The organism is Alteromonas sp. RKMC-009, assembly GCF_003584565.2.
Lineage (GTDB): Bacteria > Pseudomonadota > Gammaproteobacteria > Enterobacterales > Alteromonadaceae > Alteromonas.
Genome location: NZ_CP031010.1, coordinates 3,982,137 through 3,995,713, shown reverse-complemented (window position 1 = coordinate 3,995,713; position 13,577 = coordinate 3,982,137). Strand labels below are relative to the sequence as shown.

The window sequence follows — 13,577 nt, the reverse complement described above, 5'->3', positions numbered from 1 at the left end:
TCAGGGCTCCAGTAACTGATTAATCCTGCTGTCTTTATTTGTCCACAATTCATTCAGCCAGTGCTGGAACCGGCTCCGGAATGAATCGTCGGCAAAGTAATCTCCCTGCGCTTCCACCGGTACGGTCAGTACGTTGACGTCTATAATGATGCGGGTCATCTGGCCGCTCAGCATGGACATCATCGGATGGGCTTCGTTATCAGGGTACAATAACGATATATCCAGCAGATTGGTAAAAAGATCGCCCATGGTAGCAAGTGTAAAGGCAATTCCCCCTGCTTTTGGTGGCAGTAAATGGGCAAACTGGCTTTTTCTGAGCTGGTGTTTCGCGCGGGTGAAGCGTGTGCCCTCGACGAAATTGATGACCGTTGTGGGCGAGGTTTTATACTTCTCACAGGAGCGGCGGGTGGTTTCAATATCCTGCCCCTTTTTGTGAGGATATTTCTCCAGATAAGACCGCGAATACCGTTTCATAAACGGCATATCCAGCGCCCATGCGCCCAGACCGACGAAAGGCAGCCAAATCAGTTCCTGTTTAAGAAAGAACTTGGGCGGCGGAATACGTTTGCGGGAAAAGTCGATAAGCAGAATGATATCGAGGTAACTTAAGTGATTAGCAATCAGCAGATACCAGTTCTCCACAGATAATGAGCCGTCGATGCGATAAATCACTTTTACCGGATTAAACAATTTGATCAGTAATACACTGATGCAACCAAAACACTGCATAGCAAAATGCATAAAGCCCATCAGCAAATGACGGATGGCCGGTACCGGAAGCACCAGCTTAAGCAGTCCGCAACTGATAATAATCGACGCCCAGAACCCCAGATTGATAATTTGCAACGGCGTGTGAATAACAAATATCAGGGGCGCCAGTAACTTTCTCATAGCGGAGCCTGTGTTGAGTTTAATGCAGCCAGGTGCTGGTCTTTCTGTTGCCAGCGTTCATTCAGCCATTGCTGAAAACGGGCTTTTTGCGCGGGATCAGTGAAGTAGGTGTCGTTGAAAAATCCGCCCTGCACAATATCTTTGATAGGCATTACCGACACATTTACGCGAATTTCTTTTACTTTACCGCACACGAAATCCCAGTAACTTGGTACGCCTGCAGGGTAGTCGATAGTGACATCGATCAGCTTGTGCAGTTGTTCGCCCATGGCGCTGAGTACGAAGGCAACACCGCCGGCTTTCGGCTTGAGCAGGTGGGTAAAGGGCGAGGCTTGTCTGTCATGCTTACTTTTTGTAAAACGGGTGCCTTCTACAAAATTCATGATGCTTACCGGCTTCGACTTAAACTTCTCGCAGGCTTTACGGGTGGTTTCCATATCTTTGCCTTTAAGATGCGGGTTTTTCGCCAGAAACGATTTGCTGTAGCGGCGCATAAACGGAAAATCCAGCGCCCACCAGGCCAGACCAAGCACTGGTACCCAGATAAGTTCCTGTTTCAGAAAGAATTTGAGAAACGGTATTTTACGGTTGAAAATACGCTGTAACACCAGAATGTCGACCCAGGACTGATGATTGGCGATCACCAGATACCAGTCGTCAGGGGCCAGGCTGCTGATGCCGTTAACAGACCAGCGGGTGCGGCTGAGCAGACGCTGGTTGAGATTATTCACGGTTATCCATGCTGTCGCACAGGCATCCAGAGGATAAGACACAATTCGCCGCCACCACTGCACCGGTGGCAGTTTTAACAGGGATAGTATAAAAATAGGGATAAACCAGAAAACCGTATTGAAAAAATAGCCCAGCACTGACACAGTGCCACGCAAATGATAGCCAACAGCTTTAAGCATCGTCATTCACCTCTGAATTTTGGTGCTTAGTGTAAACGATGTTGATCTAAAATCCGATACACCCTATACCGGGAAATAAGGATTTACACGTAATTTGGCAGCACAATAGAGAAAAATATGGAATTAATCAGTGAAAATCGTGCATTTGGTGGACGTCATTGCCGCTACCGCCATGCAGCAAAAACAACAAATTGTGAAATGACCTTTGCGGTTTATCTGCCGCCTTTTGCCAGCGCAGAAAATCCCGTTCCGGTTTTATACTGGCTGTCAGGATTAACCTGTACTGATGAAAACTTCATGCAGAAAGCCGGCGCAATGAAGATGGCTGCCGAGCTGGGTATGGCGATCGTGGCACCGGACACAAGCCCCAGGGGAGATGATGTGCCTGACGATGCAGACAAAGCCTATGACATGGGTAAAGGGGCCGGCTTTTATGTTAATGCGACACAGGCACCCTGGAATGAACATTATCACATGTATGACTATGTCACGCAGGAGTTACCCGCTCTGATTGAAGCAAACCTGCCGGTGACCCGTGAGAAGGCCATCAGCGGGCATTCCATGGGCGGACATGGCGCACTGGTTATCGGCTTGCGTAATCCGCAGCAGTATGTGTCAGTATCAGCGTTCAGTCCGATTGCGAATCCGTCAGATTGCCCATGGGGTGAAAAGGCGCTGGGCGGCTATCTGGGTGACGATAAATCAGCATGGCAAGCTTATGATGCAGCCATTCTGCTCGCTGAGAAGCAACACTACATTCCGTTACTGGTGGAGCAGGGACGTGCCGATCAGTTTCTTGAAGAACAATTAAAGCCTCAGGCTCTGATTAATGCAGCTCAGAAGAGTGATACGCAACTGACGCTGAATATGCATGAAGGCTATGACCACAGCTATTTCTTCATTGCCTCTTTTATCGAAGAACACCTGCAATTTCATGCCAGCCATTTGGGCATAGGCGGGTTATAAGGCGCTAAAGTCAGTTCTTCGCAGCAGGCAGATCAGCCGGCTGCGAAGCGCTTTTCAATCTCTTCTACCGGTAAGGGATGGTCGAATAAATAACCCTGACCGGACACGCACTGTTCATCAATCAGGAAGTGTTGCTGTTCGCCGGTTTCCACACCTTCAGCCACCACCTGCAAATTCAGATTGCCGGCAAGCCCTAAAATGGCTTTGATTATCGCCCGGTCGCCTTCACTGGTCATAGCATCCTGAATAAATGAGCGGTCAATTTTCAGCTCATCCAGAGGCAACTGTTTTAAGTAAACTAGCGAACTGAATCCTGTACCAAAATCGTCAATCGATATGGTAACACCCATATTCCGTAACGTTTTCAGCACCGCCGCAACAGTATTTAAATTGTTGATGAACGAGGTTTCAGTAATTTCAATGGCCAGGTTAGATGCTGAAATACCGTGTCTTTTAATCGCTGCCTGAATATTGCCGGTAAAATCCTGCGATATGATCTGGCGGCCGGAAATGTTCATGGCAATTCGCACATCAGGCACATAGCGAATCATTCGTCTGGCCGTGCTGCACACTTTATCCAGCAACCATTCACCAAAGGGGAAAATAAGCTCAGAACGTTCCGCCAGCGAAATGAATACATCCGGAGGCACATACTCATCGTTTCTCTTCCAGCGGGCGAGGGCTTCATATTTAAGCAGCTTGCCGGAAGATAAGTCGACAATAGGCTGAAGGTAAATATCCAGCGTATCTTCCGCAATCGCTCTGGCAAACGCGGCTTCCATTTCGGCCAATTCAACCTGTTTCTGCTTGTGCATGGGGTGGAACAGTGTGACTTTATTCTTACCTGCGTATTTGGCGAATTGCAGGGCGTAGCCGGCGTTCTGCATCAAACCTTCAGGCGATTTGGCATGTTCAGGGAACGTCGCCATGCCAATGTTGGTGGATAAGGTGGTTTGAATACTGCCTAAAGACAGGTAGGTGTGTTCGAGAACACCGGTTATACCTCTGGCGATATCGTACAATGCAGTCTCATTACCTGCACTCACCGGTGTCATCACCGCAAATTCGTTTCCGCCAATTCTGGCCAGACGCCCTTCTTCACCAACAAAGCCGTGTAAACGCTTTGCCACACTCTTTAAAATATCGTCGCCGGAGCGGTAGCCCAGGCTTTCATTGACCTTTCTGAATTCACAGATATCAATCACAAACAGGCCAAAGTTTTCGTCCTTCTCGACCCAGGCTGTCATTTCTTTTTTCAATGCCTGACGGGAAAGGGTTTGAGTGAGTGAATCTTTGTCCAGCTGCACCGGACTGTACTGACTGGTGTGCTGGATATGTGACATGTCGGTCAGCAAAAATACCCAGTGAGAAACATGAATATGCTGCATCACCGGTGCGATGGTAAGTTGCAGCCACCGGCCACCATCAGGAGAGTTCATCCAGAATACTTCGCCGCGCCAGGCGGTTTGTCTTTCTTCCAGCGTCGATAAAAACATCTCATCCAGCTGAACATCTTTTATCAGTTGCAACAAACGGTGAACGCAGACATCTGCATTCTGTGCACGGAAAAACTGCCGTGCCACGCCATTATCCAGAAACAGTTGTTTGTTGGCGTCCAGTATCACCACGCCTGTACTGAGGTGGTGGATAGTCTGGCGTATGGCCTGCTGCTGGCCCTTACATTCCCGCGCTTCTTTCAGCGCTTTCTGTAATTTTTCAGTAAGGTAATCCTGCTGGCTGATCACCGCATGGTGGGTTAGCAGTAATTCTCTGGCAGATTGCAGGGATTGCTGGCGGTAGGCAAATTCTTTATTGACGTTCTTGATGGCCAGGAATCGTCCGCCTTTTCCATCGTTGATAGCGATAGCCTCAAGACGCAGGGATTCATGTTCTGTGGTTTCGGTCCAGAAGCCTGAAGTCAGGTTTGCAGGGAGAGAAGTCGCCCAGCAATCACCGGCATCAATAAGAAAATCTTCGAGAAACAGACTGCGAACGGATTCAATATCCAGTGACAGTTCGTTGACCTTCACAAGGTCGGTTACCCAATGCACCGTTGGTGTGAGGCAATTCAGCTCATCACGCTCATTCAGCTCAAATAATGCACAGTCCGTGATGCCAAGTGCATTGAGGTGGAAAATGTCCATATTTACACCGTAAGTTCCGCTAACTCCTGAAAGAGTCGCTCAACATTTTCGCCGGTTTTGGCGCTGGTTTTAATGGCGGCACTGAACAGATTTTCACGTTCAGCGACTTCGTCTTCACTCCAGTACCATTCACTGGGAAGGTCTGCTTTATTGACGACAAAAAAGGCCGGCGTATCAGGAAATTCTGCCCGCGCCGACTCATAAATATCCATACCTTCAAGCAACGACTGGGAGCGGGTCTGGTCAACCACAATGACAAAGGCTGCGGCACCACGCAGGTAGCGTGGATTAAAACCACAATAGCGGTCAACCCCTTCAATATCCCAGATAAGCAGCTGGGCCGTTTTATCGCCCGCGGTGACTTCTTTTTTGTCGATTTTTACGCCGATAGTAGTGAGATATTTCTCTGAAAAAATGCCATCGACGAACTGTCTTACCAGGCTGGTTTTACCCACTCCGGTCGGGCCTAGCAGACAGATCTTTTTTTGTATCACTGACGGTTACCTTCTTCTGATCCTGTTTTCTTCCCTTTACCAGCCTCTGCAGGTGTTAACAGAGCATGAAAGAATACCATCCGGCTATTACTGCCGCGGGCTAAATCCAGTTGTCCCAAACCTTTGGTGTGCAGCACAGCGTGTTCCACGCCTGCTTTAGTCAGAGCTTGTTTCACTGACTGGGCGCGTGATTCACTCAATAGCATATTTTTGACTGATGTACCCGAATTATCGCTGCCACCGAGAATAAATACACTGAGGGTTTGCCCTGATTGTTCAGCGATATTTTGCAGGTTAATGATGGTTTGGGCAATATCGCCAATAGTCGCATCATTCGCTTTCGACCACCGGGACTGGTTCATATCAAAGAACAACGTGTAACCTGACAGTGTAGTTGCCAGAGACCCGGCCAGAGCATTAAGTGCTAATGCATCGTTAACAGGAGTGCTTTCTTCCAGAACTACTTTGGTGGTATCCGGGAATACGGTTTCAATGCCCGCAATGCTGTGCAGAGCACGGAGGAATCGTTGCCATTCACCAGTGCTGATTGTGCCGGACAGGGCCGGCTGTTCATCGTTGGTGAACGTCAGAGCAGGAAAACGAGCGGTCAGCTGTTGTATCTTTGCCGGGATAAGACGGTCATCCTTTGACTCAAACGGCGTTTCTTTAATGTCGACAACGGATGAGTCAATGTCGAGCCCCGCAAGCCATTGCGCTACACCGGTGGCAGCCGGATCTCTTAATACCGAGAGAATAATCTGATTGCCGTCTGTTTGTGTGTTCAGCATCACAATGCCGGCCGGAGGCTCACTCTTAGCGATGGTGGATGACGTGATGGCAAGGTCGATGCGTAAAAATGCCAGATAGCCGGCAACAACCAATAGTCCGGCGAGAATAAATACACCGGCACCGGCCCGTTTTTTCTTTTCCTGCGTCGTTTTTTGCTCACTGATCAGGCATTCCTGCAGCATGGCATCGCTGGTGGCGAACGGCCCGTTGTCGCCCTGATATTTTTGCAGAGGCGACTGATAAAAGTGATGAAACTCTTCCAGAGTGTCCTGCAGTTTATGTCGCATGCGTGGCGACACATGACCGCTGACGGCAGCGACAAGGATCACCTGGGGACCGACCTTGATAAGCAGGGTAAAATCGTCGGTTTTAATTTCTCCCAGTTCGGTTTCTTCTGCCTGAATATCCTGACTGAATGCATCAGCGACAAAATCGCTGATAGCAACCAGCATGGAAGAAATCAGGTCACCGTCTTTCGCATTTCCCGGATGACTGGTGACACTATTTAACAGGGTGCCGGTTTCACGGTGAATAGCCAGCACCTGATGCACCTGATATTGATAAATTTGCGAAGCAACATAATCAGAATAGGTGACACCTGAGCGCCAGGCTTTAAAGCGCCACTTCACACTTTTAGCTGAAAAGCTGTGTTCAATAAGGGTGTTTGTACGCTCAATGAATTCGATGAGAAACGCTGATACGGCTTTTCTGATCAGCGAGCCGACAAGAGGGTAGAGTGCGCCGACAATCTTATCACTGTTGGCTTCCACTGAGCGGTGCAGTGATTTTTCGATCAGGGGGACCAGCACTTTGTTCACTGAGCCATCCTGACTCTCACGCTCATTCAGTGCTTCAGATACCACATCAGACACCATGCCTTTTGCATTGCGTCTGACAATATTTTCTACGAATTTTTCATCCCCACCAATGATTAACGACCTGACGTCGTCCATTGTGTGCGCATCCTCATCCGTTGGCGGCACAAAATTGCTCATGGGCGTCAGGGTTGATCAGTGGCAAGATTCGAGGCCATAGTAGACAGCAGGCTTGCCAGGGTTTTGCGGTCGGTTTTGCTGGAAGACAGTTCTTCTGTCACTTGCTGCAAACGCTCTAACAGCGCTTCGTGACGTTTGTTGAACAAGGTTTCCATGGCATCCATTTCTTTGGATAGCTTGCTTTCCAGTTTGCTGGTGTCATCCTGCGCGGCGGCTTCAGCCATTTCCAGCTCAGATTTCAGTGTATCGTGAAGGCCTTTCAGATTTTCCTGGGCTTGCTGGTGTTGTGTATTGTCGGCTGAGAGTTGTTCAGACAGTGCAGCAAACTGTGTTTCAATGGTTTTATTCAGCGCAGCCACATGATTTTCCAGCTTTTGATTCAATGCTGAAAAATTACTTTCCAGTTTTTCATCCAGAGAGGCGAGTTGCTGCTGAAAATCCCGGCTGGACTGGCCGAACAAAATTTCACGTAGCTGACCTAATTCTGATTTGTCAGCTGTTGATGCCTGAGGTGCATCATTATTCTTATCTTTCGCCATTTGTCCGCTCCTCCTGACAGTGCGGCGTCCTTACCTGGTACAAATGTACCCTGAAAGAAAAACCTGATCCAGCAGCATCGCCCACGGGTAGCAATATATTGGTCTAATGGATAAGTTTGAGACGGTCAGGCGACGTCAATATTGGCGGCTGAGTGCAATCCAGGCGGCTTTGTGTTCGCTGACCGCTTTATTGATAGCGCCGGACATCGTCATGAAATGCCGCATTTTCATTTTCTTGAGCAGAACAAAGGAATAATCAGCGGGAAGTCCTGCAGCGGCAAGAAAAGCATTCAGCCAGTCGGGATGAGACGATTGCTGCGGTTCATCCATTTTATTAAGTAAAACATAAGCGCTGATCGCCAGTTGCTCACGGGCATGGCGGATTTGATAGATAGCAAATCCGTTTACTACAACCAGCAGGGTAATTACCACCATGTTAAGTGGTGAAAAAAGCGTGCTGAGATTGGGGTAGGCGCTGCGGTAAGGCACATACAAATCATCAAAATTCAGCCAGGTGTAACCGAACACTACCGCCAGAGTCAGTAACGTGAATAGCAGAATCCATATCAGCCGGTACTGACAGCGGGACTTGCGGCTTAATGCATTTTCCAGTTCCGAAGGTTGTTGTCTGATTGTGCTTACTCCAGCAACGGACCGGTTGAGTTACGGACGACCAGTTCAGAAGGTGAAAGGGGTAATTCCCGTTTCGCCTGGTGACGGATGATCTGTTCAATCAGTATGGTCGCCGCATTGTAGCCAAGTTCGGCAACAGGTTGCTTAATAGTGGTAAGCGGTGGCCACAGGTTAAGGGCTGCAGGGTCGTCATCGAAACCCACCACACTCAAATCATACGGGATACGCAATTTCAGTTGGGAGGCAATCCTGTACACCACGGCTGCAGAAGCGTCGTTGGCGGTAAAAATAGCGGTGGGGCGGTTTTCCTGACACAGTAATTTCCGGCAGGCCTGTTCCAACGTGTTCTCACCGTATACAAACTGTGCAACCCAGTCCGGATTTTCTTCGATGCCGTATTTTGTCAGCGCCTGCTGATAGCCCTCGTAACGCCATTTACCGGCTGCGTGACCTACCAGGTAGTTGAGAAAGCCGATTTTGCTGTGACCCAGATTAATCAGGTGTTCCACAGCCAGTTGCGCGCCCTCTACCTCATCACTGTGCAGGCAATACGAGGATGTGTCATCCAGAGATGCAATTTTGACAATAGGCGTGCCCGTTTCTTCCAGTGCTGCGATAACAGCCTGATCTTCGCACAAAGGCGGTACGACAATGAATCCGTCAACGTTGGAACGTTCAACCATGTGCCGCAAGGTAGTGGCAATTTCACCTGCGGGATTTTCTGATGCAAAGGGACGAATCAATAAATCGTAGCCCAGTTTATCGCAAGCTTTTATCGCGCCGTTCAGGATAAGACTGCCGTAAAAGTTGGTAGGATAATCGATATACAGTACACCAATCAGATAAGATTGATTGGTTCTTAACCTGCGGGCATTCAGGTTAGGAATATAATCTAATTTTTTGATCGCGGTGGTAACGGCATCACGGGTTTCTTTGCGCACTCCGGGTTCGTTATTTAACACCCGGGAGACCGTTTTCTTTGAAACACCGGCGGCTTTTGCCACATCACCAATTGTTGCTTTACTCATCTTTTGCACTTCCGCGTGTAGGGTACGGGATGCCCCGGTAAACAATGCGCCCGACCACTTTTCTTATTGTTCTGAGCAATTGTAAGCGCATTCAGGGCAAAATTTAACGTTTTTCTTCGATTATCACAACTCCCCAGGGGGGCAGGGTAACGGGGCTTTGACCTGACACAGAAGAGCCGGTCAGCAGATCCGTACCCTTCAGATTATCAATCTTCACTTCCCTTTCGTTTTCAGAATAATTAAAAACAAAGTGGAGCGTGTTGCCTGCCAAATTTACTGCTTTTTTCTCGATAACCGGGAACTGGTTGTCTGACAAAGTGACGCCGGCATCGTTTGCCGCCTGGCGTAACAGAGCGTCAATCTGGTTGTCTGACGGCATCGTTGCTATGTAAGTTGCCGTTCCTTTTCCCGCCTGATTACGTGTGACAGCCGCATAGTCGCCCCAAACAGGGTGTTCATAAGTTGCCAGTACGTCAGCTGTGTCAGCGGTAACCAGCTCCATCCACCATTTCAGTGGTTCAGCGGCAATGCTTTCCGGCATGATGGCGGTGTTCAGCGAAGCGCACTCAGGGTGAACAAACTGCGAGTAACGGATGCCGAAAATATCAGTCATGTTGCCGGGCTGGACCGAAGCACGCACTTTCACATTTTCATCGGTGAAGCCATGTTTGAACGTCGCCACAATATGACCGCCATTTTTAACGTAGTCCGAAATGGCTTCCAGCAGCGTATCGCTGGCAGAATACAGGGCGGGGATCACAATCATTTTGTAGTTCGCGGCTTTGTCTGCGAAGTTTGACGGATCAATAAAATCTGTTTCGATATTGGCCCGGTAAAGGCTGTCATAGAAAGGGCGCAGTACGTCATTGTATTTTTGCGGTGCGCCCCAGCCGAAGGAAAACTCATTGAATGCGATGAGAGCTTCGTTGCTGAACAAGACGGCAACCTCGTTTTGCTTATTCAGTGAGGTTATTTTGTCGCCCAGTTTTGCCAGTGTGTTGCCCACGGTGCGGGCTTCGTTGTAAGTGGCGTTTTCTGCATAGTCCTGGCTTAGCAGACCTTTCCAGTAGGTTTCAATGGCATTGTGGGTCGAAGCCCAGTGCCAGTAAGCCACCATATTGGCACCGCTGGCAATGTGACTGAAAGCCTGCAAAGTTAGCTGCCCCGGATAGGGCGTCCACTGCGGGAAGCCCTGCGCCTGGGTTTCGATGACAAAGTAGTTTTGTCCGTCTTTCATGCTGCGGGCAAGATCACCCCCGAGAGCAATTTCGTTGCCCGTGAGCTGATGCTGACCGGGGTGGTAAATATCCACACCGGCAATGTCCATCGCTGCTGCTGCCTCAAAATGATCGACAGAAGACTGAATACCATAAGAATAGCCGCGCCAGTCGAGATCGAAGTTCTGTGTAACGAATTGCCCAGGTTTCTTAAATTCATTCACGATACCGGCCTGCCAGGCCAGATACTCTGTTACCAGAGAGCGCTGAAAAGCAGCAAATGCGGCAGTCACACTGCCGTTGATTGATGTTACCGGTGCGGTGTATACCGATTCGTGAACCTCAGGGAATTCATCCCAGCTGTTTACGCGGTTGCTCCAGTAGTTCAGGCCAAAGGCGTCATTCATTGCTTCAAGGGTGCCGAACTTTTGTTTCAGGTGCTCAACGAATGCCGCCTGAACATGTTTTCCGCTGGTATTATAATGCTTGGTCTGATTATCGACCTGATAGCCAATAATCGCGGGATGATCGCTTACATGGGTCAGCATGGCCCTTATCATTCTCTCAGCCAGCCGGCGAAAATCAGGATGGGTTATATCCATATTCTGCCGTGCGCCATACTTATTCTTACCGGCTGCGGTGGTTGCAAGCACATCAGGGTATTGCTTTGCCATCCATGCGGGAATGGCATAAGTCGGTGTACCGATAATCACCCTGATACCGGCTTTGTGCATAGCATCGAGCACCCTGTCGAGATGACTGAAATCAAATTCTCCCTCCCCTGGCTCCATGGTGCCCCAGGTCGACTCGCCGATGCGCACCATATTTATCCCGGCCGCTTTCATCATGGCAATGTCTTTATCGAGACGATCGTAGGGCATGTACTCATCGTAATATGCTACCCCGTACCAGATAGACACAATGACTCCCTGTGAAATGCTAGCCTCCGCATTTTCGTGGGTTAGCTGAAAGCCAGTGCCATAATTAGTTTGCTTAAGACTAATTCATTTGGAGGCTAGCATGAATAAACATAGCATGATTTTTATCGGCTTGGATACGCACAAAGAATTCCATGAAGTAGCTTATTGTGAAGAACAACGCGGGGCGAGTCCTGTTCACTTTGGCCGCATACCCTCTTCCAAAGTTAGCGTTAAGAAGCTGCTCCGTCAGTTCGAATCGAAATACCCCGGTGCCACACTTCACGTTGTTTATGAAGCCGGTCCCTGTGGTTACTGGATTTACCGTCTCATCACCAGTCTGGGTCATTGCTGCTATGTTGTCGCCCCTTCCCTCATTCCTAAGAAACCCGGTGAGCATATTAAAACTGACCGTCGGGATGCGCTTAAACTTGTCAGGTCACTAAAGTCTGAAGATCTCACCCCTGTCTATGTGCCTGAACCGGAAGATGAAGCAATTCGTGATTTAGCCCGCGCCCGCGAAGCAGCAATGAAAGATTTAAAAGAAGCTAAATATCAGCTGAAAGCCTTGCTACTTCGCAACAATATTCGTTATGAAGGAACGGCCAACTGGTCTAAGAAACACTTACGCTGGCTGACCGAACTGATATTACCCCATCCGGCCCAGCAGATAGTTTTGCAGGAACAACTTCAGACCATTGACGAACGCATTCGACGGTTAGAAAGGCTGGATAATGAATTGACCCATCACGTTCACCAGTGGCGTTACTATCCGGTAGTGAAAGCTATTCAGGCCATGCGGGGTGTCAGGTTGTTGGTGGCGGTGGGCGTGGTAGCAGAACTTGGCGATTTACAACGCTTCGATCATCCCAGAAAACTCATGGCGTATTTGGGGTTAGTCCCCGGTGAACAATCCTCCGGGGGCAAGCGTCGCCTGGGGGCCATTACGAAAGCCGGGAATGGCAGGGCCAGACGCCTGTTGATTGAAGGTGCACACAGTTACCGATACCCAGCGAACATCTCCACCGAATTACAATTAAGGCAGGAAGGCTTACCCAAAGACATCGTTGATATTGCCTGGAAGGCCCAGCTTCGCCTGTGCAAACGCTACCAGCGCATGATTAAAAGAGGCAAACACTACAATCTGATTATTACCGCGATAGCCAGAGAAATGGCTGCCTACATCTGGGCAATCGCAAAAGAAGTGGTACTCACACCGGTTAATCCAAAACTCAGATTAAGCAGAGTACCCACATGATAAACGAGTTTGAGCTAACGCATTCGGATCGGGCCGCGGAAAGTGGCACAACCTACGAGGGTGTTATGATGGCAATCACTTAGCCGTGATTGACCCACGCGCATAGACTGATGAGAAGGTGCCACGGCGGATTGAGTAAGGTCAGCTCTGCTTATTCCTCGAATAAGTAACCTACGAATACCAGCATACCAACCGACGAATTTACTGCCTCATCCGGTGCGTTAGCTCATTTAATTTTAATGAGAAATACAACTGCTTATGGACTGAAAGAGTGTCAGGGAAGCGCTCGTTCGGGGTTGACAAAGGGAGTCATACCAGCATCCTGCTTAAGGGCTTCAGGTACATCAGCCTGTGCGGCGGGAATGACCAGCAAACATGCCAGCAATAAGATGCAGTTTAACATGAACTCTCCCTATTTCTTACTTCCGGTATTAGCCGGAAGTTGAATGTCTATCGATGTCATAATTCTTTAAAAAAATTTACAATCGTATTTTTTAAAGAATGAATGTGAATGTAAAATACTGCATACATCTGCGATGTATAAGCGTTTTCACGCGATATGCTGCTATTTATTGCACATAAATAATGTTTAATTCAATCGTTTTTAGTTAAAAAAATGTTATTTTTAATGTTGACATCGATGTCTCTTTTGGTGGTATTTTATTCAGGGCAACGACTCGGGAAATGTTCACTGTCTGCGGATATCGGGTGCAGAAAAGCAGTGATTTCATCCGGCAAAGTGTTATGGGTAGTCAAACTGCCGGTCAGCGTTCCTGCCGTTGCTCAATCAAACAA

Annotated in this window: 12 protein-coding genes; 2 read left to right on the top strand and 10 right to left on the bottom strand. The window is 48.7% G+C overall.

Features of this window, described 5'->3' with window-relative positions:
• Both DS731_RS17510 and DS731_RS17505 read right to left on the bottom strand, forming a co-directional pair.
• Complete coding sequence (locus DS731_RS17510; protein ID WP_119502538.1) at window positions 1-891, bottom strand: acyltransferase; 891 nt, start codon at window positions 889-891, stop codon at window positions 1-3.
• The gene (locus DS731_RS17505) at window positions 888-1,802 is read right to left on the bottom strand and encodes an acyltransferase (RefSeq protein ID WP_119502537.1); all 915 of its coding nucleotides are present in this window, start codon (window positions 1,800-1,802) and stop codon (window positions 888-890) included. The genes DS731_RS17510 and DS731_RS17505 overlap by 4 nt, the downstream gene beginning before the upstream one ends.
• Window positions 1,803-1,919: 117 nt before the next feature.
• Here DS731_RS17505 and fghA point away from each other — a divergent pair, with 117 nt between their 5' ends.
• Entirely contained in the window at window positions 1,920-2,768 is an 849-nt protein-coding gene (gene fghA / locus DS731_RS17500) for an S-formylglutathione hydrolase (RefSeq protein WP_119502536.1), read from the top strand.
• Between the two features lie 32 nt (window positions 2,769-2,800).
• On the opposite strand, the gene DS731_RS17495 is transcribed toward fghA, so the two are convergent.
• The 7 genes from DS731_RS17495 to DS731_RS17465 all read right to left on the bottom strand — a co-directional run bounded on the left by DS731_RS17495 (window position 2,801) and on the right by DS731_RS17465 (window position 11,527).
• On the bottom strand, window positions 2,801-4,912 hold the full coding sequence (locus DS731_RS17495; RefSeq protein WP_119502535.1) for a putative bifunctional diguanylate cyclase/phosphodiesterase: 2,112 nt from the start codon (window positions 4,910-4,912) through the stop codon (window positions 2,801-2,803).
• Between the two features lie 2 nt (window positions 4,913-4,914).
• Window positions 4,915-5,406: a Rab family GTPase gene (locus DS731_RS17490; RefSeq protein WP_119502534.1), complete on the bottom strand. Its 492-nt coding sequence runs from the start codon at window positions 5,404-5,406 to the stop codon at window positions 4,915-4,917.
• Window positions 5,403-7,190, bottom strand: a complete 1,788-nt coding sequence (locus DS731_RS17485) for an OmpA family protein (protein WP_119502533.1) — start codon at window positions 7,188-7,190, stop codon at window positions 5,403-5,405. Before DS731_RS17485 ends, DS731_RS17490 begins: the two co-directional genes overlap by 4 nt.
• Window positions 7,191-7,195: 5 nt before the next feature.
• Window positions 7,196-7,729: a hypothetical protein gene (locus DS731_RS17480; protein ID WP_119502532.1), complete on the bottom strand. Its 534-nt coding sequence runs from the start codon at window positions 7,727-7,729 to the stop codon at window positions 7,196-7,198.
• A 135-nt stretch (window positions 7,730-7,864) separates the two neighbouring features.
• Window positions 7,865-8,257: a hypothetical protein gene (locus tag DS731_RS17475; RefSeq protein ID WP_119502531.1), complete on the bottom strand. Its 393-nt coding sequence runs from the start codon at window positions 8,255-8,257 to the stop codon at window positions 7,865-7,867.
• A 110-nt stretch (window positions 8,258-8,367) separates the two neighbouring features.
• Window positions 8,368-9,390 carry a LacI family DNA-binding transcriptional regulator gene (locus DS731_RS17470; RefSeq protein WP_119502530.1) on the bottom strand — a complete coding sequence of 341 codons (1,023 nt, stop codon included), beginning with the start codon at window positions 9,388-9,390 and terminating at the stop codon, window positions 8,368-8,370.
• A gap of 103 nt (window positions 9,391-9,493) precedes the next feature.
• On the bottom strand, window positions 9,494-11,527 hold the full coding sequence (locus DS731_RS17465) for a beta-galactosidase (RefSeq protein ID WP_202980671.1): 2,034 nt from the start codon (window positions 11,525-11,527) through the stop codon (window positions 9,494-9,496).
• 100 nt (window positions 11,528-11,627) lie between these two features.
• On the opposite strand from DS731_RS17465, the gene DS731_RS17460 reads away from it, so the two are divergent.
• Entirely contained in the window at window positions 11,628-12,782 is a 1,155-nt protein-coding gene (locus DS731_RS17460; RefSeq protein ID WP_119501319.1) for an IS110 family transposase, read from the top strand.
• Between the two features lie 274 nt (window positions 12,783-13,056).
• On the opposite strand, the gene DS731_RS22385 is transcribed toward DS731_RS17460, so the two are convergent.
• A complete protein-coding gene (locus DS731_RS22385) occupies window positions 13,057-13,185 on the bottom strand; it encodes a hypothetical protein (protein ID WP_269748646.1) in 129 nt (42 codons plus the stop codon).
• Between the last annotated feature and the right edge of the window lie 392 nt (window positions 13,186-13,577).

Excerpts from the sequence above, each read along its gene's own strand:
- DS731_RS17510 (WP_119502538.1), bottom strand. The coding sequence starts at position 891 with ATGAGAAAGTTACTGGCGCCCCTGATATTTGTTATTCACACGCCGTTG.
- DS731_RS17505 (WP_119502537.1), bottom strand. The coding sequence starts at position 1,802 with ATGCTTAAAGCTGTTGGCTATCATTTGCGTGGCACTGTGTCAGTGCTG.
- fghA (WP_119502536.1), top strand. The coding sequence starts at position 1,920 with ATGGAATTAATCAGTGAAAATCGTGCATTTGGTGGACGTCATTGCCGC.
- DS731_RS17495 (WP_119502535.1), bottom strand. The coding sequence starts at position 4,912 with ATGGACATTTTCCACCTCAATGCACTTGGCATCACGGACTGTGCATTA.
- DS731_RS17485 (WP_119502533.1), bottom strand. The coding sequence starts at position 7,190 with ATGAGCAATTTTGTGCCGCCAACGGATGAGGATGCGCACACAATGGAC.
- DS731_RS17480 (WP_119502532.1), bottom strand. The coding sequence starts at position 7,729 with ATGGCGAAAGATAAGAATAATGATGCACCTCAGGCATCAACAGCTGAC.
- DS731_RS17470 (WP_119502530.1), bottom strand. The coding sequence starts at position 9,390 with ATGAGTAAAGCAACAATTGGTGATGTGGCAAAAGCCGCCGGTGTTTCA.
- DS731_RS17460 (WP_119501319.1), top strand. The coding sequence starts at position 11,628 with ATGAATAAACATAGCATGATTTTTATCGGCTTGGATACGCACAAAGAA.
- DS731_RS22385 (WP_269748646.1), bottom strand. The coding sequence starts at position 13,185 with ATGTTAAACTGCATCTTATTGCTGGCATGTTTGCTGGTCATTCCCGCC.